At 55.3% G+C, this 21,681-nt stretch carries 17 protein-coding genes and 2 riboswitches; of the genes, 9 read left to right on the top strand and 8 right to left on the bottom strand.

Annotated elements, in window-relative coordinates; translation table 11 throughout:
* Nucleotide 1 precedes the first annotated feature (1 nt).
* The gene (locus QWY30_RS11450; RefSeq protein WP_290241127.1) at nt 2-742 is read left to right on the top strand and encodes a sulfurtransferase; all 741 of its coding nucleotides are present in this window, start codon (nt 2-4) and stop codon (nt 740-742) included.
* Here the strand turns inward: QWY30_RS11450 and metG are convergent.
* Together metG and QWY30_RS11440 are read right to left on the bottom strand one after the other, a co-directional pair.
* Nucleotides 739-2,913 (bottom strand): methionine--tRNA ligase, encoded by a 2,175-nt coding sequence (gene metG, locus QWY30_RS11445; RefSeq protein ID WP_290241125.1) that lies wholly within the window; start codon nt 2,911-2,913, stop codon nt 739-741. The two genes, QWY30_RS11450 and metG, sit on opposite strands and share 4 nt — an antisense overlap.
* A 96-nt stretch (nt 2,914-3,009) precedes the next feature.
* Entirely contained in the window at nt 3,010-3,270 is a 261-nt protein-coding gene (locus QWY30_RS11440) for a hypothetical protein (RefSeq protein ID WP_290241124.1), read from the bottom strand.
* Nucleotides 3,271-3,316: 46 nt separating this feature from the next.
* Between QWY30_RS11440 and apbC the strand changes: the two genes are divergently transcribed.
* The 7 genes from apbC (at nt 3,317) to gcvP (ending at nt 13,512) form a co-directional block, all read left to right on the top strand.
* Nucleotides 3,317-4,402, top strand: a complete 1,086-nt coding sequence (gene apbC / locus QWY30_RS11435) for an iron-sulfur cluster carrier protein ApbC (RefSeq protein WP_290241122.1) — start codon at nt 3,317-3,319, stop codon at nt 4,400-4,402.
* A gap of 91 nt (nt 4,403-4,493) precedes the next feature.
* Entirely contained in the window at nt 4,494-5,060 is a 567-nt protein-coding gene (dcd, locus tag QWY30_RS11430; RefSeq protein ID WP_290241120.1) for a dCTP deaminase, read from the top strand.
* Nucleotides 5,061-5,163: 103 nt separating this feature from the next.
* The gene (locus QWY30_RS11425) at nt 5,164-7,431 is read left to right on the top strand and encodes an arginine/lysine/ornithine decarboxylase (RefSeq protein WP_290241117.1); all 2,268 of its coding nucleotides are present in this window, start codon (nt 5,164-5,166) and stop codon (nt 7,429-7,431) included.
* A gap of 39 nt (nt 7,432-7,470) precedes the next feature.
* Nucleotides 7,471-8,667, top strand: a complete 1,197-nt coding sequence (locus QWY30_RS11420) for a BaiN/RdsA family NAD(P)/FAD-dependent oxidoreductase (RefSeq protein ID WP_290241116.1) — start codon at nt 7,471-7,473, stop codon at nt 8,665-8,667.
* Between the two features lie 97 nt (nt 8,668-8,764).
* Nucleotides 8,765-8,870: riboswitch (glycine riboswitch) on the top strand.
* Nucleotides 8,871-8,896: 26 nt separating this feature from the next.
* Nucleotides 8,897-9,011, top strand: a riboswitch (glycine riboswitch).
* An 83-nt stretch (nt 9,012-9,094) separates the two neighbouring features.
* Entirely contained in the window at nt 9,095-10,195 is a 1,101-nt protein-coding gene (gene gcvT, locus QWY30_RS11415; RefSeq protein WP_290241114.1) for a glycine cleavage system aminomethyltransferase GcvT, read from the top strand.
* A 52-nt stretch (nt 10,196-10,247) separates the two neighbouring features.
* The gene (gene gcvH, locus QWY30_RS11410) at nt 10,248-10,628 is read left to right on the top strand and encodes a glycine cleavage system protein GcvH (RefSeq protein ID WP_290241112.1); all 381 of its coding nucleotides are present in this window, start codon (nt 10,248-10,250) and stop codon (nt 10,626-10,628) included.
* A gap of 10 nt (nt 10,629-10,638) precedes the next feature.
* Nucleotides 10,639-13,512, top strand: coding sequence for an aminomethyl-transferring glycine dehydrogenase (gene gcvP / locus QWY30_RS11405; RefSeq protein WP_290241111.1), 2,874 nt, complete (start codon nt 10,639-10,641; stop codon nt 13,510-13,512).
* A 56-nt stretch (nt 13,513-13,568) separates the two neighbouring features.
* On the opposite strand, the gene QWY30_RS11400 is transcribed toward gcvP, so the two are convergent.
* Genes QWY30_RS11400 through QWY30_RS11385 form a run of 4 tightly spaced genes read right to left on the bottom strand, consistent with a single transcriptional unit; the run spans nt 13,569 to nt 17,383 of the window.
* Entirely contained in the window at nt 13,569-15,590 is a 2,022-nt protein-coding gene (locus tag QWY30_RS11400; protein WP_290241110.1) for a DUF945 family protein, read from the bottom strand.
* Nucleotides 15,591-15,604: 14 nt separating this feature from the next.
* A complete protein-coding gene (locus tag QWY30_RS11395) occupies nt 15,605-16,090 on the bottom strand; it encodes a dihydrofolate reductase (protein WP_290241109.1) in 486 nt (161 codons plus the stop codon).
* Nucleotides 16,091-16,128: 38 nt separating this feature from the next.
* Nucleotides 16,129-16,923 (bottom strand): thymidylate synthase, encoded by a 795-nt coding sequence (locus QWY30_RS11390; protein ID WP_290241108.1) that lies wholly within the window; start codon nt 16,921-16,923, stop codon nt 16,129-16,131.
* A 13-nt stretch (nt 16,924-16,936) separates the two neighbouring features.
* Nucleotides 16,937-17,383 (bottom strand): OsmC family protein, encoded by a 447-nt coding sequence (locus QWY30_RS11385; protein WP_290241105.1) that lies wholly within the window; start codon nt 17,381-17,383, stop codon nt 16,937-16,939.
* Between the two features lie 104 nt (nt 17,384-17,487).
* Here QWY30_RS11385 and coq7 point away from each other — a divergent pair, with 104 nt between their 5' ends.
* On the top strand, nt 17,488-18,150 hold the full coding sequence (gene coq7, locus QWY30_RS11380) for a 2-polyprenyl-3-methyl-6-methoxy-1,4-benzoquinone monooxygenase (RefSeq protein WP_290241103.1): 663 nt from the start codon (nt 17,488-17,490) through the stop codon (nt 18,148-18,150).
* A gap of 332 nt (nt 18,151-18,482) precedes the next feature.
* Here the strand turns inward: coq7 and pgi are convergent, their stop codons facing one another.
* Both pgi and QWY30_RS11370 read right to left on the bottom strand, forming a co-directional pair.
* Nucleotides 18,483-20,048 carry a glucose-6-phosphate isomerase gene (gene pgi, locus QWY30_RS11375; protein WP_290241102.1) on the bottom strand — a complete coding sequence of 522 codons (1,566 nt, stop codon included), beginning with the start codon at nt 20,046-20,048 and terminating at the stop codon, nt 18,483-18,485.
* Between the two features lie 35 nt (nt 20,049-20,083).
* Nucleotides 20,084-21,508 (bottom strand): phosphomannomutase/phosphoglucomutase, encoded by a 1,425-nt coding sequence (locus QWY30_RS11370; RefSeq protein WP_290241100.1) that lies wholly within the window; start codon nt 21,506-21,508, stop codon nt 20,084-20,086.
* Between the last annotated feature and the right edge of the window lie 173 nt (nt 21,509-21,681).

Below are 21,681 nucleotides of genomic sequence, written 5' to 3'. Positions count from 1 at the left end.
AATGACCCAAATTATCAATATTGCCGCCTACAAGTTCGTGTCCCTCGACAATCTCGAAGAGCGCCGACTTGAACTGCTTGAGCGCACACAGACTTACGCGCTCAAAGGCACGATATTGCTGACGCCTGAGGGGATCAATATGTTTTTGGCGGGCACACAGGAAAACATCGATCATTTCCTCACGTGGTTGCGTCAAGATCCCGCCTTTGCGAACCTTGAGGCCAAGTACAGCGTCTCCCCCGATGTACCTTTCAAAAAAATGCTTGTCAAAATCAAGCGTGAAATCATTCGCATGAATCATCCGACGATTCGTCCCGAAGCGGGGCGCGCGCCTGCCGTCGATGCGCAGACCGCCGCGCGCTGGATTACAGAGGGTTGCGATGATGAGGGGCGCCCCGTTGTTTTACTGGATACACGCAATGATTTTGAGGTCGAGGCTGGCACCTTTGATGGTGCGATTAATTGGCACCTAACCAAGTTCACCGAGTTTCCCCAGGCAGTTCTTGAGCATAAAGACGAATTGGCTGGGAAAACGGTCATCAGCTTCTGCACGGGTGGAATTCGCTGTGAAAAAGCGGCGATTTACATGCGCGAGGTGGGCATTGACAATGTCTACCAGCTCGAGGGCGGCATTCTCAAGTACTTCGAGGAAACAGGTGGTATCGGCTACAGCGGAAACTGTTTCGTGTTTGATGAGCGCCGGACACTTGATCCAGCGCTCAAACCCCAGCCGCTGGCCTAGCGGATCCGCATACCGGGTTGCGCGCCTGAGTCGGGATCCAAAACATAAATACCGGGCTGCGCTTTCTGGTCGAAATGGCTTGCCGAAAGCACCATTCCCTCTGAAACGCCAAATTTCATCTTCCTAGGCGCTAGGTTGGCGACTACAACCGTCAGGCGGCCCTTGAGCTGTTCGGGCTCGTATGCCGACTGAATGCCAGAAAAAATATTGCGATGACGACCCTCGCCCAAATCCAGGGTGAGTTGCAGCAATTTGGTAGAGCCTTCGACGCGCGCGCAATCCACGATACGTGCGACGCGCATGTCGACTTTCATGAAGTCATCGATCGTAATGGTGGACGCGATCGGCTCGCCGCCCGGGATGAGTTCGCCGGCGGCATCGGCCGTTTCCGAGCTTGAGGCAGCGCCTGCGACGGCATGAGAGGATGCCGGTGCGCTTGCTTTGGCAGCTTTTGGTTTGTCCTTGCCTGAAGGCTCTGCGGGCAGGTCAAACAAGGCATCCAGCATAGCCGGTTCGACACGCTGCATCAGATGTTTGAATGGGCTGATATGGGTGGGTAACTCTGCGGCATCTGCCCATACGAACGTGCGCGACAAACCGAACAGCTCTTGCGCCACACGCTGCGCCAGCACGGGCAAAATCGCTGTGAGCATGACTGTCAGCGCCTTAAAGCCTGCGAGTGCTGTTGAACAGATGTGCTGGAGTGCGGCGCGTTTTGCGGGATCGGCATCAGTCAGACCTTTGGCGATCAGCCAGGGCTGGGCGGCGTCAAACGCTTGGTTGATCTGATCCGCATGGGCCATGATTTCACGAATTGCACGACCGTATTCGCGCGACTCGAGATCATTGCGGATGGTTTCGGCGGCTTGCAACCAATGGGCGGATAATTGACCGGTATCCCCAGGGTAAGCCAGCTGACCCTCAAAGTACTTGCTGATGAAATTGGCGGCGCGGCTGGCGATGTTGATGTATTTACCCACCAGATCGCTGTTGACGCGCGCGACAAAATCATCGGGATTAAAGTCAATATCTTCGACACGTGCGTTGAGCTTGGCTGCGATGTAATAGCGCATCCACTCGGCATTCATGCCCAATTGCAAGTAGCGCAGGGGTGAAATGCCTGTGCCCCGGCTCTTGGACATTTTTTCGCCGCTGACTGTGATGAAGCCATGGACATTGAGTTGATCAGGTGTTTTGCGTCCCGCAAACTTCAGCATGGCGGGCCAGAACAGCGCATGAAAATACACGATGTCTTTGCCGATAAAGTGGACTTGCTCAGTCGCGTTGCCCGGTGTGAGCAGGGCGTCGAAATCAATGCCAAGCTTGGAACAGTATGCTTTGAGCGAAGCGAGGTAGCCCACCGGCGCATCGAGCCATACGTAGAAATATTTGCCGGGGGCGTCCGGAATTTCGATACCGAAATAAGGGGCGTCGCGTGATATGTCCCAGTCGCCCAGATTCACTTGATCGTCACCCTCGCCATGCCCGAGCCATTCGCGGGTTTTGGCGAGCACTTCGGACTGCAGGCGTTTGTGCCCTTGGGCATTGGTGCCTGTTGTCCAGTCTTGCAGGAATTGCACACAGCGTGGATCAGACAGTTTGAAAAAGAAGTGCTCCGAGGTTTTGAGGATCGGACGCGCTTGTGTCAGGGTGGAATAAGGATCAATTAAATCAGTGGGGGCGTAGACGGCGCCGCAGGCTTCACAGGAGTCGCCATACTGGTCCTTGGCGTGGCATTTTGGGCATTCGCCTTTGATGTAACGGTCTGGCAAAAACATGCCTTTGACCGGATCAAAAAATTGTTCGATTTCGCGGGTTTCGATGAGTCCGGCTTCGCGCAGCTTGCGATAAATGCCTTGGGATAATTCAACGTTTTCAGGCGAGTCGGTAGAGTGCCAGTGATCGAACTCGATATGAAAGCCTTGAAGATACTGTGGGCGTTCGGCTGCGATGCGCGCGACGAGCTGCTGGGGTGTGATGCCCTCGGCCTCGGCTTTGAGCATGATGGGCGCGCCGTGGGTATCGTCGGCACCGACGAAATGTACGGTATGTCCCGCCATACGCATTGAGCGCACCCAGATATCCGCCTGGATGTATTCCATGATGTGCCCGATATGGAACGAGCCATTGGCATAGGGCAGTGCTGTTGTGACGAAAATTGTGCGGGACATGAGATGAATCAAGAGGCTGAGGTGGACATTAAGATCGAGTGGATCATTTTAAAGCAGTGCGCAGAAATCGATTGAGAGTCTGCAAGCTTGCGCGGCTTAACGAATATCTCGTGACTCGACGTCCGTGACGTCTTTCGAGCTTAAAGAACCCTGAGTTGGCATGGACTTGCGACCTGACCGTCGTGCCATCCAGTATTCTTTGGCTTCGAACGGTTTGCCACGTAGTCGGGAGATGACGAGCAGGAACGCGATCGCGATGATGGTGGAAAATGTCAGAATGAGCGCCATCACCAGTCCGATGAAGCCCACCACGATGACCACGGCAAAGCGGATAATGCGGCGAAGGAATTCAATCATAATGGCACCGTGGTTCGAAAAAAACAAAGATAGCAAAGGAATTTCAATGAGTGTAGCGCTAGTAGACGTCCGGACAGTACTTGAGCAGGTGCTCGATCCCGTGACAGGTGTGTCACTGAGTCGCGCCGTCAAGGACTCGCAGATCCAGATTGCCGACGGTCGCGTGAGCATTCAGGTGATTCTGGGTTATCCGGCTGCGAGCCGGCTCGAGTCTCTGCGTGGGTCGTTGATCCGTGCACTCAACGCTGCAGGCATGGCGCAGGTTGAAGTTGCAATTTCGACGAAGGTTGTCGCCCATGCGGTCCAGCCTGGTGTCGCGCTTGTTCCGGGCGTGCGCAATATTATCGCCGTCGCCTCCGGCAAGGGCGGGGTCGGTAAAAGTACAACCGCTGTCAATCTTGCCTTGGCGCTTCAAGCCGAGGGTGCGCGCGTCGGTCTGCTGGACGCGGATATTTATGGGCCAAGTGTCCCAACCTTGCTGGGGGTCTCTCAACGCCCTGACAGCACGGATGGCAAGACGATGAGTCCGGTGGTCGGTCATGGCATTCAGGCCAACTCGATCGGTTTCATGATCAGCGAGGACAATCCCGCGATCTGGCGTGGTCCGATGGTGACTCAGGCCCTAGAGCAGTTGCTGAGATCCACGAACTGGGACAACTTGGACTACCTGATCATTGATATGCCGCCCGGTACGGGAGATATCGCGCTGACCTTGTCTCAAAAGGTGCCCGTAGTGGGTGCCGTGATCGTGACAACGCCTCAAGATCTCGCGCTGCTGGACGCCCGCAAGGGTTTACGTATGTTTGAAAAGGTCAATGTGCCAGTCCTGGGCGTGATTGAAAACATGGCGATCCACATTTGTAGCCAGTGCGGCCACGCTGAACACATCTTCGGCGAAGGGGGCGGTCAGCGCATGGCGGCGCAATACAACGTCTCCTGGCTTGGCGCGCTCCCGCTTTCGATGGCGATTCGAGTCGGGGCAGACGCCGGTCAGCCAACGGTCCTGTCTGCGCCTGAGAGCGAAGCCGCCAAGCTTTATTCCGAAATCGCCTCGAGGATCGCCGCGAAAGTTGCCGAGCTGCCTAAAGATTTGAGCGACAAGTTCGGTGTGATTTCGGTCAAACGTACCTGAAATCCAGTATCTGCCTCTCTGACTGCGCCCAAGGGTGCGGACAGGGGGTAAAATCCGCCCTCTCGACTTTTAATTTAGAGGCGCTTGGGCAATGAGCATCAAAAGCGACAACTGGATCCGCCGCATGGCACAAACCGACGGGATGATCGAACCCTTCGAGCCCGGTCAGGTGCGTTCAAACGAATCAGGACGGATTGTGAGCTATGGCACCAGCAGCTACGGCTACGATGTGCGCTGCGCCAACGAATTCAAAATCTTTACGAATATCAATTCGACGATTGTCGATCCCAAAAATTTCGATGAAAAATCCTTCGTCGACTTCAAGGGCGATATCTGCATCATTCCACCTAACTCCTTCGCACTCGCGCGCACGGTTGAGTATTTCCGGATTCCCCGCAGCGTCTTGACTGTCTGTCTGGGTAAAAGCACCTATGCGCGTTGCGGCATTATTGTTAATGTGACGCCGCTCGAGCCCGAGTGGGAGGGTCATGTGACGCTCGAGTTTTCAAACACGACTCCGCTCCCCGCAAAAATCTACGCCGGAGAGGGATGCGCTCAAATGCTGTTTTTCGAAAGTGACGAAATCTGCTCAACCTCTTACAAGGATCGGGGTGGTAAGTACCAGGGGCAGCGTGGTGTCACCTTGCCGCGTACTTGACATCTCTCTGTCGCACGGTTGAGTTAACTTTTTTAATATTTGCAATGTGCCGGGCAATGCGCCCGGTTTCATCCATTTATCTATTCTTTGCGGAGTCCTCCGGATGAAATTTCGCTTTCCCATCTTTATCATCGACGAGGATTACCGCTCGGAAAACGCCTCGGGTCTCGGTGTTCGCGCGCTGGCGACTGCGATCGAGGCGGAAGGCATGGAGGTCATTGGTGTCACCAGTTACGGTGATCTGAGCTCTTTTGCCCAGCAGCAAAGCCGCGCCAGCGCCTTTATCCTGTCTATTGACGACGAGGAGTTCGACGTCGATTCCCCCGAAGACGTCGCCGGTGCGATTAAAAACTTGCGCGTCTTCATCGGTGAGCTGCGCTTTCGCAATGCGGATATTCCGATTTATCTCTACGGTGAAACACGCACGGCAGAACATATCCCGAACGATATTCTGCGCGAGTTGCATGGTTTCATCCATATGTTCGAAGACACCCCCGAGTTCGTGGCGCGTCACATCATCCGCGAAGCCCGCAGCTATGTCGACAGCCTCGCACCGCCGTTTTTCCGCGAGTTGGTCAACTACGCTCAGGACGGCTCTTATTCCTGGCACTGTCCGGGTCATTCGGGAGGCGTCGCCTTTCTCAAGAGCCCGGTCGGACAAATGTTCCACCAGTTTTTTGGTGAAAACATGCTGCGGGCCGACGTTTGCAACGCGGTGGACGAGCTCGGTCAGCTTCTCGATCACACAGGTCCGATCGCCGAGTCTGAGTTAAACGCAGCGCGGATTTTCAATGCCGATCATTGTTATTTTGTGACCAATGGAACATCGACATCGAACAAGGTTGTCTGGCATGCCAACGTGGCCGCCGACGATATCGTGGTGGTGGACCGCAACTGTCACAAGTCGATCCTGCACGCGATCACGATGACGGGTGCGATCCCCGTGTTTTTGCGCCCGACACGCAATCACATGGGCATCATCGGACCGATTCCCCTCGAGGAATTCGAGCCTGAAAACATCCAGAAAAAAATCGATGCCAATCCCTTTGCCCGGAATGTCAAAAACAAGAGTCCGCGCATTCTGACTTTGACCCAGAGTACGTACGATGGTGTGATCTACAACGTCGAGACGATCAAAGCCAAGCTGGGCAATTTGGTGGATACGCTCCATTTCGATGAGGCTTGGCTGCCGCACGCTGCATTCCATAGTTTTTATCAAGATATGCATGCGATTGGTGCCGGGCGTCCGCGCAGCCCCAAATCCATGGTGTTCGCCACACACTCGACACACAAACTGCTGGCGGGCATTTCTCAGGCTTCTCAGATCATTGTTCAGGAGTCCGAGAGCCGCAAGCTCGATCGCAATATTTTCAACGAAGCCTATCTGATGCACATGTCGACCTCGCCTCAGTACGCGATCATTGCGTCCTGTGACGTGGCGGCTGCCATGATGGAGGCACCGGGCGGTACGGCGCTGGTTGAGGAAAGCATCCGCGAAGCCCTCGATTTCCGTCGGGCCATGCGCAAAGTCGATCTCGAGTATGGCGATGATGACTGGTGGTTCACTGTCTGGGGACCGGATTATCTCGCCGCGCATGGCGTGGGTGAGCAGTCGGACTGGATCCTCAAGGCCAATGACCACTGGCACGGCTTTGGCGATCTGGCCGAAGGCTTCAACATGCTTGATCCGATCAAGGCGACGATTGTCACGCCCGGTCTGGATATGTCGGGCAGTTTTGGCGAGACAGGCGTCCCCGCCGCGCTGGTTTCGAAGTATCTGACCGAACATGGCGTGGTGGTGGAAAAGACAGGTCTCTATTCCTTTTTCATCATGTTCACGATCGGTATTACCAAGGGACGCTGGAACACCTTGCTGACTGCTTTGCAACAGTTCAAGGACGATTACGATCGCAACCAGCCGATGTGGCGGATCTTGCCCGATTTCTGCAAAGGCAATCGCCGCTATGAGCGCATGGGCCTGCGTGACTTGTGTCAGGAAATTCACTCCGAATACCGTAAACACGACGTGGCGCGTCTGACAACCGAAATGTATCTCAGCGATATGGTGCCAGCGCTCAAGCCCTCTGACGCTTTTGCCAAGATGGCGCATCGCGAGGTCGAGCGTGTGTCGATTGATCAACTCGAAGGACGCGTGACGGGCGTGTTGTTGACGCCTTACCCTCCTGGAATTCCTTTGCTGATCCCCGGAGAGCGCTTTAACAAAACCATTGTTCAGTATCTCCAGTTTGCCCGTGAGTTCAACCAGAAATTCCCCGCATTCGAGACCTATATCCATGGTTTGGGCGAGGATGTGCTGCCCAATGGTGAAAAGCGCTATTACGTCGATTGCCTGATCGAAGAGCAATGCTGATCCATGCAGGCTCAGGTATGTGCCACGCTGGAGGGGCGCATGCAGCAGTTTGATGTCGCGGTGATCGGTGCGGGTGCTGCGGGCATGATGTGTGCTGCGGTCGCCGCTCAGCGCGGGCGAAGCGTGGTGCTGATCGACCACGCAAGCAAACTGGCTGAAAAAATCCGGATCTCTGGCGGTGGTCGCTGTAACTTCACCAATAAACAAGTCGGTCCCGAGAATTTTATTTCTGCCAACCCACACTTTTGCAAGTCGGCGTTGGCCGGTTATACGCCGCAGGATTTTCTTGATTTGATCCGGCGCCACAGCATCGCCTGGCATGAAAAGCATAAGGGACAACTGTTTTGCGATCAGAGTAGCGAAGACATCATCGAGATGTTGCGCGCCGAGTGCGATCAAGGCGGTGTCCACTGGCGAATGCCTTGTGAGGTCAAAGAAGTCTCGCGCGCTGAACATGCGGGGGCTTCACTTTTCACCGTGCATACCTCCGTAGGCAGCATTCACGCCACTCATTTAGTGGTCGCGACAGGCGGTCTGGCGATTCCTCAGCTTGGCGCGACGGATTTTGGCTTAAAACTTGCCCGGCAATTTGGCCTGAAGGTCATCGAGCCACGTCCAGCACTCGTGCCGCTGACTTTTGACCAGGAAACCTGGGCACCATTTGGGGCCTTGGCAGGTGTGGCCTTGCAGGCGACGGTGAGCACAGGTCCTGGTAAACGTGCTCAGCAGTTTTTCGAAGACGTCTTGTTTACCCATAGAGGCTTGTCCGGTCCCGGTATTTTGCAAATATCGAGTTATTGGCAGCCTGGCGAGACGATCGCCCTCGATTTGGCGCCAGGCCAGGATCTCTCGGCCCAACTCTTACAAGCTAAGGCGGGAGGCAAACAACAGCTCGGTACCTTCCTTTCTTCCCTCTGGCCCAAACGGTTGGCAGAACAGTGGCTGGGCGATCAGTCCACGTTGCGTCTGGCGGATGCCCCGGATCGCGTGCTCAAGGATCTGGCGCAGCGCATCCAGGCCTGGTCCCTCGTGCCAAGCGGGACTGCGGGTTACAAAAAGGCCGAGGTGATGCGTGGCGGAGTCGATACCAAGGGTCTGGATCAACGTAGTATGCAGGCCCGTAGCGTCCCGGGGTTGCACTTTATCGGTGAAACTGTCGATGTGACAGGCTGGCTTGGGGGCTATAACTTCCAGTGGGCCTGGGCATCCGGTGTTGCCTGCGGGCGAAGCCTCTGAATTCCTGAGTGTTCGGCCAGCGTTCTGGCAGAGACTTGGTGGGTGGGGGCATACTTGTGGTGGGCTTGTATTTCGCGTTATGCTCTCATTGCTGTGAATGCACGTTGCGGGAGAGCGCACGGGAGCTTTTGATCGAGCTCTGCTTGCCGCCGAAGGCGCAATTCGCCCAGAATCGCTCAGGCTCCCTATACCGCAACATGAATTGAAAGTTTTCCACAGAATACTTTCAGCACAACACTCTGGAGAGACCCGCGACCCATTCAATGAGGTCACCACGGGCGCCGAAGGTGCACACCCGCCCAATCCGCGGGGCAACTCTCAGGCAAAAGGACAGAGGGGCGGATCGCCAGTCGAATTGCATGTGGACTACGCATGCAATGATTGGCCCGCACCTTTCTACCGTCTCATCCCTCTGCCGGAGTTTGCTATGTCTGCTGAATTAAAGCGTACCCCCCTTGCCGACGTTCATGTTGCCGCGGGCGCGCGCATGGTCGATTTCGGCGGCTGGGATATGCCTGTGAATTACGGATCCCAGATCGAAGAGCACCATGCTGTGCGTCGTGATGCCGGTATGTTTGATGTCTCGCACATGCTGAATGTGGATGTCGCTGGCGCGGATGCGACCGTATTTTTACGTAAATTGATCGCGAATGATGTGGCTAAGCTCACCCAGCCCGGCAAAGCCCTGTATTCCTGTATGTTGAATCCACAGGGTGGTGTGATTGATGATCTAATCGTTTATTTTTTCACGCCTACGCAATGGCGCTTGGTCGTGAATGCCGGCACTGCCGACAAAGACATCGCATGGATGCAACGGGTAGCTGCTTCTGGCGGGCTTAAGGTCACCGTCACGCCTAGACGCGATCTTGCGATGATCGCCGTCCAGGGACCGAACGCAAGAGCCAAAGTCTGGACAACGCGTCCTGACTGGCGAGCAACAACTGAAAACCTTGGTGTGTTTGCCGGGGTTCAGTTTCCCGGTGACACGATGGTGGCTCGAACAGGCTACACCGGCGAAGACGGTTTTGAAATTGTTGTGCCAGCCACGGAAGTTGAAAAACTTTGGAAAGATCTGACTGCCCAGGGCGTAGCACCCTGCGGTTTGGGCGCACGCGACACGTTGCGCCTCGAAGCAGGTATGAATTTATATGGTCAGGACATGGATGAACTGATTCATCCAAATCAGGCAGGCCTGACCTGGACCGTTTCGCTCAAAGACCCGGAGCGCCGTTTTATCGGCCGCGATGCCATCGAGCAGTTTGCGGATCCCCGCGCATTCATCGGTCTCAAACTTCTGGATCGTGGTGTCATGCGCGCGCATATGGCTGTTCGCACTTCCAAAGGGATGGGCGAAGTCACAAGCGGCACGATGTCACCGACCATGGGTGTGTCAATTGGTTTTGCGCGCCTTCCGCAGGGCGTGGTCGCAGGCGATCGGGTCGAGATCGATATCCGCGGCAAATGGGTTCCCGCTGAAGTATGCAAACTGCCTTTTGTGCGTCACGGACAAGTAGTCACGCACGTTTAAAAACTCAACATTCATCCGCACTACATTTTTTGACAAATTTCTGGAGACTTTCATGAGCATCCCTAGCGATCGTAAATACGCAAAAACACACGAATGGATCAAAGCAGATGGCGATGTCATGATCGTCGGCATCACAGGTCCCGCCCAGGAACAGCTTGGTGATCTGGTGTTCGTCGGTGACGTCAAAGTCGGCTCCAAACTTGCTGCCGGCGCGACCGCTGGTGTTGTGGAGTCGGTTAAGGCTGCCTCGGATATCTACGCGCCTGTCGCGGGCGAGGTCGTCGGCTTCAACGAGGCCCTGAATGATGCGCCCGAGAGTATCAACGCCAATCCTTATGGCACCTGGATCTTCAAGATCAAGGCCAACAACCCCGCAGATGTTGATGGTTTGCTCGACGCAGCAGGCTATCAGGCTGTCGCTGACGCAAGCTAAGGCAAATATCATGTCCCAAGTTCTGGATACTTCGAACGAATTTATCCCTCGCCACATTGGTCCGAGCGAGGATGATCAGAAAAAAATGCTCGCGGCGATTGGCGCGGCGGATCTCGCTACGCTGATGCGTGAAGTGGTCCCCGCCAATATTCATATGTCGCGCGAGCTTGATCTCCCCGGCGCGCGCTCCGAGGCCGACGTGTTGGCTGAGATGCGCAAAATCGCAGCGGATAACCAAGTGTTTCGCAATTACATTGGTCAGGGCTACTATGGTACCCATACTCCCAATGTCGTATTGCGCAACATCCTCGAAAATCCAGCCTGGTATACCGCTTACACGCCTTATCAGCCCGAGATTTCGCAGGGACGTCTTGAAGCCATCCTGAATTACCAAACGATGGTCGCGGACTTGACCGGTCTTGATATCGCCAATGCTTCTCTGCTGGATGAGGGAACAGCCGCTGCCGAAGCGATGACGCTCGCGCGTCGCGCCTCACAGTCCCCAAGCAAGGTGTTTTTTGTTTCACAGCATTGCCACCCGCAAACGATCGAAGTGATTCGCACACGCGCGGATGGTCTGGATATTGATGTGGTGGTGGGAGACGAGTCCAAAGGCGTACCTGCATGCTTTGGTTTGCTGGTGCAATACCCGCACTCTCTTGGCGCTGTGGCAGATTATCGCGCGCTGACCGAGCAGGTACATGCGCAGGGCGGTGTGGTGGCTTGTGCGACTGATCTGTTGGCGCTTGCCTTGATTGAGCCTCCCGGACATTGGGGTGCTGACATCGCAATCGGTTCAGCACAACGTTTTGGCGTTCCATTTGGATTTGGTGGGCCGCATGCTGGTTTTATGGCTTGCAAGGATGCGTTCAAGCGCAACATGCCCGGCCGTCTTGTCGGAATTTCCAAAGATGCTCAGGGTAACCAGGCTTTGCGTCTGGCGCTTCAGACACGCGAGCAACATATCCGTCGCGAGAAAGCGACCTCAAATATTTGTACCGCGCAGGTTCTGCTGGCGGTCATGTCTAGCATGTACGCCTTGTGGCATGGTCCCAAAGGGATCAAGGCGATCGCGACTCGCGTGCATCAGTCGACGGTGGTACTCAAGCAAGCCTTGGCCGCGCTTGGCATCAAGGTGGTGAACGAGACTTTCTTTGACACCCTCCTGCTTGAGACCGGTGCCCAGACAGACGCTATTCTGAAAGCCGCACGCGCGGCGCGCATCAATCTGCGCAGCGTGAGCGCTACGCAGCTCGGTATATCCTTGGATGAAACTGTCACGATCGAAGACCTTGGCCAACTGCTCGGCGTGTTTGCCAGTGCGACGGCTCAGGCGGCACCCGCCTTGACTCAGGAGGTCAATGGTTTGCCAGGCATTCCATCCAGCGTCCAGCGCAAGCAAGCCATCCTCAGTCATCCCGTGTTTTCAAGTATCCAGTCCGAGACAGACATGCTGCGCTATCTGCGCAAGCTGGCCGACAAGGATCTGGCGCTTGATCGCACGATGATTCCGTTGGGCTCATGCACGATGAAACTCAACGCAACCGTTGAGATGATTCCAGTGACATGGCCAGAATTTGCAGCCATCCATCCTTTTGCTCCGGCTGAGCAGACACGCGGCTATCAGACCATGATCGAGCGTCTGTCCAAGGATCTGTGCGAAATCACGGGTTACGACGCCATCAGTTTGCAGCCCAACTCTGGCGCGCAAGGCGAGTACGCGGGCTTGCTCGCGATTCGCGCGTATCACCGCGCCAATGGCCAGCATCAGCGCGATATCTGTCTGATTCCATCGTCGGCACATGGTACGAACCCCGCCTCTGCCAACATGGTGGGGATGGAGGTGGTGGTGGTGGGTTCCGATGCGCACGGCAACGTGGATCTCGAGGATCTCAAGGCCAAAATCGCGAAAGTTGGCGATCGTCTCGCTGCTTTGATGGTGACGTATCCTTCAACGCATGGTGTGTTCGAAGAGTCAATCACGACGATTTGCGATCTGATTCATGAAGCGGGTGGTCAGGTGTATATGGACGGCGCCAACATGAATGCGATGGTCGGCGTGGCGCAGCCAGGAAAGTTTGGTTCGGATGTGTCACACCTGAACCTGCACAAGACATTCTGCATCCCGCATGGTGGTGGTGGGCCCGGTGTCGGGCCGGTAGGCGTGCGCGCGCATCTGGCGCCCTTCTTGCCCGGTGTCGTCAATGAGAAAGGTGTCATGGCAAATGGCATGCCTGTGGGGCCTGTTTCGGCTGCGCCTTTTGGTTCAGCCAGTATTTTGCCGATTCCATTCGTCTATATCTCGTTGATGGGCGCAGAAGGTTTGCGCCGAGCCACCGAGGTTGCGATTTTGAGCGCGAACTACGTGGCGCGTCGTCTGGCTGATTATTATCCTGTGTTGTACACAGGACGAAACGGTCGCGTGGCGCACGAGTGCATCCTGGATATCAATCCCATCAAGGAAGCTTCAGGCATCTCAGCCGAAGACATTGCCAAACGCCTGATGGACTACGGTTTCCATGCGCCGACGATGAGCTTTCCCGTTGCGGGCACGTTGATGGTTGAGCCGACCGAGTCAGAAGGCTTGGCTGAACTGGATCGTTTTGTCGATGCCATGATCGCGATTCGGCACGAAATCGCTCAGGTCGAAAGCGGCGAACGCGACAAGAGCGACAATGTTCTGAAAAACGCACCGCACACTGCCAAGATGTTGTTGGCAGAAGAGTGGCACCATGACTACCCCCGCCAGCAGGCGGCCTATCCGGTCGAGAGTTTGCGCGATAGCAAGTACTGGCCACCGGTCGGACGTGTGGACAATGCCTGGGGTGATCGCAATCTGGTTTGTTCTTGTTTGCCCGTGGAGGCTTACGCAGAACAGGAATAATAACCAAGAGACATCGGCTCGCGCATCCGGGTGTTCGCCCGGAGCACGAGCCGTTTTCATTTTTGAGCGGCTTCTTTGGCTGCTTCTTCTGCTGTTTGCGTGGCTTGTGATGCTTGTGCGGCCTGCGCAGCGGCGGCTGCCTCAGCCTCGGCTTTTTGGGCTGCTTTTTCTGCCGCTTTGAGTTCAGCTGAAAAATCCCTTACGAGTTTAAAGAAGGTGCCGACCATCCCTTCGATCGCATCCTGACCAATCCCGCCATAAGCACTGATGTCCATTTCCAAAACCGGCGCACCCGACTCCTTGATGAATACCCGCGCCCAACGGCTGCGAAGATTCCAGTCGTTGACGAACTTGAGCGGCGCGAATTGGTTGGCTGGGTAGGTGGCTCGCAATAAAACGTCTTCGCAAGTAGGATCTTTACGGCAACCACTGAAAATGATCTCAATGCTTTCTGCACCCGAATCACCCGGCGATACTTTGAGAACGAGATCACCTTCCGCATCTCTTGATTCTTGATAACTAAAATCCGCATCAGTCAAAATCGCGGCGAGCACTTCAGGATCCAGGTGTTGGAGTGAAGCGGCTTCGTCGGGGCCCACCTGACTAGCCGCCGAAGATTTGGCCGCCAGATAGGCGGGCGGTACAAATGAACTGAGCAGGTTCAAAATCGGCTCCGATGCCGTACGCTGACCATTGATACGCAGTTCGCCATTTTGCACGTTGAAATGCGTCACAAGTTTGCCGTTTTGGACGCGACCAAACTTGAGCTGGAGCGCCATGTCGGTCAGTCTTCTGGTCTCTCGATCGGCAAGTCCCTTAACCTTTGCAGGGTTTGCGCCTGGAGTTTGAAATTTCTGGAGCACCAGTTCGTTCACCATGGATTGCGAAATCGTCAGGGTGGCATCCAGCGTGTCAATCGGACTTTCGCGAAATCCAACTCCACCGCTGGCAAGTTCCGCAGGATTGAGCGCTGCACTGAGTGAAAGCTGACTTTTCCCTGCAGAGGTCTCCCAGATCAGGGGGTCAATTCGCACAGAAGGCCGTGTTTTAATCAAGTTTTGCAGCTGCAGCCAGAACTTTTTGATCTCAGTCGCACTGAGTGGCTCAGGCGCGAGAATGTTGCTGCCGATGCGAGCAATTGTGCGGTGATAAAACTCCAAAAACGGACCGAGGGCGCGGTCGTCGACCTTGTCGACGGTCAGGAAAAGCTTGAAGGCACCAAGCTTTTGCTGGGCGATGCCAAGCGATCCAATATCGAGACTGGTGCTGCCATTGACCTCTGAATCGTCAAGTTTGAGTTCGGTGCGCAACTTGAATTTCTCAAGCTCAATCGTCGGTGCATTCACGGAGGCCCAGGTGAGACTGCCGATCTCACGTCGGGTGATACCCAAGGGCAGATTCAGGTCACCAGAACGGCCACTCGCGCGCGTATCCACTCCCATCTTGACCGCCTTAAGATCAAGTGTCGTTTGACCATCTGTGACATTCAACGCTTCCAGACTGAATTCACCTTTTCTGCTGCGAAAGCGTGGACCGACTTCTGCTTTGAGCTGTGCGCCACCGAACTGAACTCGAAAAGCATCCTGACGAAAACTAAAGGGCGCGGCCGACCAGTTGAGTTTTGCCACGCCATGGGTACTCACGCGTGTGTGTCCCGTCACGAGCGGTCGTCGTTCATTGGCATTGAAAAGATCCTCCGTCCAAGGTGACGGTGCGTGGACGGTGTCGATCAAAGCGCCGACAGGTGAAAAGTCACCTGATAGGATATTTTTAAGAGGGAGAGGACCATGGGTAATCGTGTTGACAAACAGGAACTCGCGTTTTTGCGCAGACGCGGACTCCTGTTTCGCGGGCAAGGTCAGCACATAGGTGGCTTGGCTGGAAAATACGCCGCGCTGATACTCTTTCGCTGTCAGACGGATTTGATCCGACCATGTGCGCGCAAGGTGTAGATTGATTGAATCGACTGCTGCAAAAGACTGCGATTCGATACGCATCCCCGACCAGAGGCTGGCGCCGCTGTAGGCAGCAACCACTGCGCCCAGGACTGCGATCGTGACGGTCAGTTTTTTGATCATTTCTGTTTCATCCGTCAGCCATTCACACGGTAATAGTGCACGACATCAAACCTTAAACCGTTCTCTTCTGGGTAATGTGTCCTGGATGTTTCAGACCACTGTTTCGGATCGAGTGGTGCAAAGAAAGCATCCCCTTCAATATTTGCCAACACCTCTGTCGCAATGACCTGATGGGCAAAGGGGAGGGCTTCTTGATAGAGTTGTGCGCCGCCAATGACAAAAGCCTGCGCGAAGTCTTGTACTGAAGAGATTGCCTGAGTCAGACTTGTCACACATTCAGCACCTGTCGCGGTGTAATGGGGGTTTCTCGTGACGACGATGTTGCGTCTGCCCGGCAGGGGGCGACCGAGTGACTCCCATGTTTTACGCCCCATAATCACGGGATGGCCGAGTGTCGTGCGCTTGAAGTGCGCTAGGTCACTTGGCAGTTTCCAGGGAAGTGTATTGTCGCGCCCAATCACACGGTTCTGCGCGTAGGCGACGATCAAAGTGAGCTGCATGTGATTCGGGCCTTTTGAACTTAGGTTCACTGCGATGTTCAAACCGCCACCGGTGCTTTGATATGCGGATGGTGGCTATAGTTTTCGATGACAAAATCGTCGTAACGATAATCAAAAATAGTCTCGGGTTTGCGTTGAATCAGGAGTCGAGGGTAGGGGTAGGGCTCTCGAGAAAGCTGGAGTTCGACTTGCTCAAAATGATTACTGTAGATGTGACAATCCCCGCCCGTCCAGACAAAGTCACCGACTTCGAGGTCGCATTGTTGCGCGACCATATGTGTCAGCAAAGCATAGCTCGCGATATTGAACGGGACGCCGAGAAAAATATCCGCGCTGCGCTGATAGAGCTGACAGGAGAGTTTTCCGTCTGCGACATAAAACTGAAAGAAAGCATGGCATGGCGGCAGCGCCATATTTTTGATTTCGCCAACATTCCATGCTGAGACGATCAGTCTGCGCGAGTCGGGTGTGCTGCGAATCTGATGGAGTACTTGCGAGATCTGGTCGATATGCCCGCCGTCAGGTGTCGGCCAGGAGCGCCATTGCACGCCGTAAACAGGGCCCAGGTCACCGTCCTCTCGCGCCCACTCGTCCCAGATCGTGCAGCCGTTTTCTTGCAACCAGCGCACATTGGAGTCTCCGCGTAAAAACCAGAGGAGCTCGACGAAAATGCTTCGGGTATGAAGTTTTTTAGTCGTGACCAGAGGAAAGCCTTTAGACAGATCAAAACGCATTTGATAACCAAAGACCGAGCGGGTCCCGGTACCGGTTCGATCGGTTTTGTTGACGCCTGTGTGGTAGACGTGGCGCATGAAGGTTTCGTACTGGTTCATAGAGTTCCGGGATTTATGGGCTTGTTGTGGAGGGAAGAGCCGTGTCCACAATTTCTGCCGACCAGGTGATTTTGGCGCTGTGCGCGAGCATGGCAGAGGCGGAGCAATACTTTTCGTGCGATAAAGCGATCGCCCGCTCAACAGCCGCACGGGGCAGGTTGCTGCCAGTGACTGTGAAAACAAAATGGATTTTCGTGAACACTTTGGGGTCTGTCTCGGCGCGCTCAGCTTGCAATTTGACTGAGCAGCCTGTGATGGCGTGGCGTCCGCGCTTGAGAATCAGCACGACGTCATAGGCGGTGCAACCACCCGTTCCAACGAGCAACAGCTCCATGGGGCGTGGCGCAAGGTTGTGTCCCCCGCCTTCGGGTGCGCCATCCATGGCGGCGATGTGACCTGTACCTGTTTGGCCCACAAAGAGCATGCCGTCCGGGCCACCCCAATCAATTTTGACTTCCATGTGCAATCCCCTGCGTTGAAGCAGGAATCATAAACGGGTTGAGGGATTTTGTGGCGCAGCAAGCGCTAACATGGAGGCTACAGCTGTTTTGGAAGGTTTTCCTCATGAATCAACCCATTTTCAATCGCCGATACGGATTATTGGACCCTTTTATTGCTGAGCTCGATACTGCCTTGCAGGTGCTTGGCGCAGGTGTCACGGCTTCCCGTCCCAATCCCGCCGGTCCGATGCAGGCGAGTGACGACCTCGAGCTAGACCAACAGGCTAAACGCCATGCTGCCGGCCTGATGCGTGTGAATCACGTCGGTGAAATTTGTGCGCAAGCACTTTACAGAGGGCAAGCTGCGGCCGTCAAAAACCCACAGAGTGCTGCGTTTTTTTTAGATGCCGCGGCCGAAGAAGTGGATCACCTGGGTTGGTGTGCCCAGCGGTTACGAGAGCTCGATAGTCGTCCGAGCTTGCTGAACCCGCTTTGGTATGCAGGTTCTTTTGCTTTGGGTGCCCTGGCGAGTCGGGCAGGGCCAGCGAAAAGTTTAGGTTTTATGGCGGAAACTGAGCGCCAGGTAGAGGCCCATCTCGAGAGTCACCTGACGGAACTTCCCGCCGCAGACACTCGATCACGGGCGATTGTCGAGGAAATGAAACGTGATGAGATCAAGCATCGCCTGAGTGCGGAGCACCGGGGGGCCGAGTCTCTGCCCAAGCCCGTGCAAACGATGATGCGTCTGATGGCCAAGGTGATGACCGGGACAGCCTATAAGATTTAAGCGGTAGAGCGACAGAAGGCAGTGCGACAGAGTGTGGTGAGATCAGTGTTGTTGCAATGCATCAAAATTGATGATTTGCCTACTTTTTGTACGGAAAAGAAAATATTCTTGCGCCGCACCAGATTTTCAGCTAATATTTGTTTATGGAAGTTCAGTCATGAGTGTGTTGAATTAAAGTGCTAGTGTTTACCAGAAGTAGCCAAGCACATGATTAATTCCCGCACTGAGATCAAAGTGGTCTCCTGTACTTGCCAAGGTTGTCTCCTCCACCCTCCTCCTTTGGTGGATTTAGCCCAAGACTGCAAAGTCTTGGGCTTTTTTTTATCTTCTCACTACCTGCTCGCGAGCTTACGGACCCAATACGCTGTGGAGGGATCGTAGGGGCTGACAGCCGGATCACTGCCAAGCGCGTCGAGTCTTCGCTCGATATCGCCAGCCAGGCGTTTACCGAACTCAACCCCCCACTGATCAAAGGGATTGATGCCCCAGAGTACGCCCTCGGTAAAGACCTTGTGTTCGTAAAGCGCCAGCAACGCACCGAGCTGTCTGGCTTCGAGTCGCGGCAGCACGATGAGCGTGGAGGGGCGGCCACCCGGATGCACATGGTGGCGTGCGAGCACGGCGGCTTTTTCAGGATCTTTCTCTGTTTTGGTGACCTCTTTGAGCGACTGCTCGAAAGATTTTCCTTCGAGCAACGCGGCGCGTTGCGCCAGACAGTTTGCGATCAGCAATCGGTGATGCCGCGTGTGACGGTGATCGGGCACCGCGCAGAGAATGAAATCAACGGGCGCACCCTTGCCATCCTGATGCAACCATTGAAAAAAAGTGTGCTGGCCATCTGTCCCGGGCATGCCCCACACAACTGGGCTGCTGGGTACATCCAGGGTGGAGCCATCACGCAGCGTGGCCTTACCAAGCGACTCCATTTCGAGTTGCTGTAGCCAGGGGACCAGGCTGCCCAAGCGCGCATCGTAAGGGCACAGCGCAAAAGAGCCATAACCCAGCACGCTGCGATTGGCGACAGCGCTCAAGGCCATCTGCACAGGGGCATTCTGTTCGATCGGGGCATTTAGAAAGTGCTCATCCATCTCAGCCGCACCGGCCCGCATCTCGTTGAGTGCTTCGATACCCAAACCAAGTGCGATAGGCAGACCGATCGAGGACCATAATGAGTAACGTCCACCGACCCAGTCCCAAAATTGAAAAATGCGTTCCTCATTGATGCCGAAGTTGCGAGCAGCCTGAGGATTCGCCGTGACGGCGGCAAAATGATCGAGCGGGTAGGCGACGCCATTGGCACGCAACCAGTCGATCGCACAGGCTGCATTGGCCAGGGACTCCGTCGTGGTGAAGGATTTGGAGGAAATAATCACGAGTGTGTCGTGCGCATCCAGCCCCTCGAGCGCCGCAGTGATGGCGTGCGCATCGACGTTTGAGGCAAATCTCAAGGTGCGACGTGTGCCTGCTCCAGCGAGCGAGTCAAAAGCCAAACGCGGTCCCCAGTCGCTGCCACCAATGCCCAGATGCACGACATTGCGGTACTGATTGCAGGCATTGACCTCTTCGACGAATTTAGCCAGTCGCGCGCGTTCGGTCAGTACAGCTTCGGCAACAGCTACGGGAGGGGTGGCCGCACGCAAAGCAGTGTGCCAGGCCGCGCGATTTTCGGTCCAGTTAATCTTGGCGCCTTCGAATAAATCATGCCGATATTGTTCAAATCCTTGCTGCTCCAGCAACGCGTGAGCCGCTCGAGCGAGTTCTTTTGAGCTTCTCTGCGTGGTCAGATCAACCTCAAGCTGCGCCGCGGTAATGATACGCAGGGCGTCAGGCTTGGAGGGACTGCTCAGTACGGCTTGAGAAAACTGTTTCCAGGCGGGACTGTTCGACAGTGAAGGCATAGGGCTCAGCAAAGAAAAAGGGAGGTGTTGAACAATTAAAACGGCAGCTTGGCATTCGGAGCGAGCGCCAGCAGTTGCTCCCGAAATACGCCTTTGATGCGCTCAAGAGCTTCGGGGGTATCACCCTCGAAGCGCAACACGACGACAGGCGTGGTGTTGGAGGCGCGCGCCAGTCCAAAGCCGTCAGCGTAGTCCGCACGCAGGCCGTCTATTTTGAAAATTTCCGTAGCGCCCGCAAAGACTCCTTCGGTTTGTAACCGCTTGATGAGTGCGTGTGGCTCGCCTTCGCGCATTTCAAGCTTGAGCTCGGGTGTGGAGACTCCCTGGGGAAGTGCTTCCAGGACCGCCGAGGGATTGGCGTCCCGGGAGAGGATTTCGAGCAGGCGTGCCCCTGTGTAGAGACCATCATCAAAACCAAACCAGCGTTCTTTGAAAAACACATGTCCGCTCATTTCGCCGGCCAGTGGTGCACTAGTTTCGGCCAGTTTCGCTTTGATCAGCGAGTGGCCAGTCTGCCACATCAGTGGCTTACCGCCCGCAGCGCGGACTTGCTCGGCGACATGGCGACTGCACTTGACGTCATAGATGATCGTTTCGCCGGGGCAGCGCTGCAGTACGTCACGGGCGTACAGAATCAGCTGACGGTCGGGCCAGATGATCTGACCGGACTTGGTGACGACACCCAGTCTGTCACCGTCGCCATCAAAGGCCAGGCCGATCTCGCAGTCAGTCGTCTGAACGCAACGGATGAGGTCCTCGAGGTTATGGGGATCGGCCGGATCGGGGTGGTGATTGGGAAATGTCCCGTCGACTGTACAGAATAATTCAGTGACTTCGCAGCCTAGACCCCGAAACAATGCGGGGGCCACTGCACCCGCGACACCATTGCCACAATCGATCGCGATTTTCATGGGGCGACTGAGTTTGATGTCTCCAATCACGCGCGCCAGATAGGGCGTCATGATATCCACCACGGAGGCTGTGCCAGCTTTGGCTGCTGTCGCGGGGCCGGCGGCTACCTCGTCGCGCAATCCCAGGATCGCATCGCCGTGGAGAGTCTGACCGCCCATCATCATTTTGAAACCGTTGTACTCCGGAGGGTTGTGGCTACCGGTGACGGCGACACCCGAGCCCGTTTTGAGCGTGTAGGCTGCAAAATACACAAGCGGGGTGGGGACTTCACCGACATCGATCGTATGGATCCCACCCTCTCGCATGCCTTGCTGAAGCGCGCCGGCCAGCTCAGGACTGCTGAGCCTGCCGTCTCGTCCGACCACCATCGTGGTGACGCCGCAAGCGTGTGCCCGCGCAGCCAGTCCCAAACCGAGTTGTCTTGCAAAATCAGCATTGAGCGCAGTGGGGACGACGCCACGAATGTCGTAGGCTTTGAATGCGGCGTGGGGAAAGTTCGACGAGGCAGGCACGGAAGAGGCTCCAGAATCAAAAATCACTTCACTCATATTATCGCCGATCTGACAGGAATGTTTCCTGTGCGTCCTAGGTGTGATTGGCGTTGAAATCGGGGGAACTCACCTACAATTTGATGTATGGCAATATGCCGAGTCGACGATTGAGTCAAAAAAGCCCAAGAACATCGCAACAAAACAGTAAAAATCCGCCAGAAACCGAAAGA

It is taken from the genome of Zwartia panacis (assembly GCF_030410395.1).
Classification (GTDB): domain Bacteria; phylum Pseudomonadota; class Gammaproteobacteria; order Burkholderiales; family Burkholderiaceae_B; genus Zwartia; species Zwartia panacis.
This window is presented reverse-complemented; position numbering and strand designations above follow the sequence as displayed.

Excerpts from the sequence above, each read along its gene's own strand:
- QWY30_RS11450 (WP_290241127.1), top strand. The coding sequence starts at position 2 with ATGACCCAAATTATCAATATTGCCGCCTACAAGTTCGTGTCCCTCGAC.
- metG (WP_290241125.1), bottom strand. The coding sequence starts at position 2,913 with ATGTCCCGCACAATTTTCGTCACAACAGCACTGCCCTATGCCAATGGC.
- QWY30_RS11440 (WP_290241124.1), bottom strand. The coding sequence starts at position 3,270 with ATGATTGAATTCCTTCGCCGCATTATCCGCTTTGCCGTGGTCATCGTG.
- apbC (WP_290241122.1), top strand. The coding sequence starts at position 3,317 with ATGAGTGTAGCGCTAGTAGACGTCCGGACAGTACTTGAGCAGGTGCTC.
- dcd (WP_290241120.1), top strand. The coding sequence starts at position 4,494 with ATGAGCATCAAAAGCGACAACTGGATCCGCCGCATGGCACAAACCGAC.
- QWY30_RS11425 (WP_290241117.1), top strand. The coding sequence starts at position 5,164 with ATGAAATTTCGCTTTCCCATCTTTATCATCGACGAGGATTACCGCTCG.
- QWY30_RS11420 (WP_290241116.1), top strand. The coding sequence starts at position 7,471 with ATGCAGCAGTTTGATGTCGCGGTGATCGGTGCGGGTGCTGCGGGCATG.
- gcvT (WP_290241114.1), top strand. The coding sequence starts at position 9,095 with ATGTCTGCTGAATTAAAGCGTACCCCCCTTGCCGACGTTCATGTTGCC.
- gcvH (WP_290241112.1), top strand. The coding sequence starts at position 10,248 with ATGAGCATCCCTAGCGATCGTAAATACGCAAAAACACACGAATGGATC.
- gcvP (WP_290241111.1), top strand. The coding sequence starts at position 10,639 with ATGTCCCAAGTTCTGGATACTTCGAACGAATTTATCCCTCGCCACATT.
- QWY30_RS11400 (WP_290241110.1), bottom strand. The coding sequence starts at position 15,590 with ATGATCAAAAAACTGACCGTCACGATCGCAGTCCTGGGCGCAGTGGTT.
- QWY30_RS11395 (WP_290241109.1), bottom strand. The coding sequence starts at position 16,090 with ATGCAGCTCACTTTGATCGTCGCCTACGCGCAGAACCGTGTGATTGGG.
- QWY30_RS11390 (WP_290241108.1), bottom strand. The coding sequence starts at position 16,923 with ATGAACCAGTACGAAACCTTCATGCGCCACGTCTACCACACAGGCGTC.
- QWY30_RS11385 (WP_290241105.1), bottom strand. The coding sequence starts at position 17,383 with ATGGAAGTCAAAATTGATTGGGGTGGCCCGGACGGCATGCTCTTTGTG.
- coq7 (WP_290241103.1), top strand. The coding sequence starts at position 17,488 with ATGAATCAACCCATTTTCAATCGCCGATACGGATTATTGGACCCTTTT.
- pgi (WP_290241102.1), bottom strand. The coding sequence starts at position 20,048 with ATGCCTTCACTGTCGAACAGTCCCGCCTGGAAACAGTTTTCTCAAGCC.
- QWY30_RS11370 (WP_290241100.1), bottom strand. The coding sequence starts at position 21,508 with ATGAGTGAAGTGATTTTTGATTCTGGAGCCTCTTCCGTGCCTGCCTCG.